The organism is Pantoea sp. ANP04 (assembly GCF_041982285.1).
Lineage (GTDB): Bacteria > Pseudomonadota > Gammaproteobacteria > Enterobacterales > Enterobacteriaceae > Pantoea > Pantoea eucalypti.
In genome coordinates this window covers 1-523 of sequence record NZ_JAUTYS010000182.1, presented here as the reverse complement: position 1 = coordinate 523, position 523 = coordinate 1, and the positions used below count along the sequence as shown (strand labels likewise).

The window sequence follows — 523 nt, the reverse complement described above, 5'->3', positions numbered from 1 at the left end:
CACCTCACTACCCAGGTGCTGGTACTCGGGTAGTAATGAGATTAAGTAGAACATACGCTTTGAGTCGATGTTGCGTTCTTCGGCCGTGGCCATTGCCTCATACTCATAAACGAGCTCCAATAAACGCCGATTAAACTCCTTCTGTTTAGCCTCAGGAAGGAAGACTAAACCACTAGTCAGCATGGGTGGACGGTCCGCCGCAGGCATGATTCCTGCCTTGGCTTCAGCCTCTCTGCGTTCAACTTCTGCGTTGAGCCGAGTGCGGAACGCGTTTAATTGCACGTTAAGATAGGCGGTCTTCGCATTCGTCGAGTCAATTTGAGTGTTTAGTTCCAAACGCTCACCGGCGGCGCGCCAGCGACGTTCGCGCGCGTCGCCCTCGCTGGCAGCGCGCGCTACATATCCGTATTTTTCTAAGGCTCGCAAGTGATAACTCATGGCGCTAGGCGTCAATGAGCACATCGATGCCAGCTCGGTGGCGGTACGCGTGGTTTGTGAGGCGAAGAGCTCGTCAAGTACGATC

Annotated in this window: 1 protein-coding gene; it reads right to left on the bottom strand. The window is 54.1% G+C overall.

Features of this window, described 5'->3' with window-relative positions:
• Positions 1-523, bottom strand: a 523-nt coding sequence (locus Q7C21_RS22995; protein WP_375151237.1) for a MarR family transcriptional regulator, incomplete at both ends; no start/stop codon positions are given.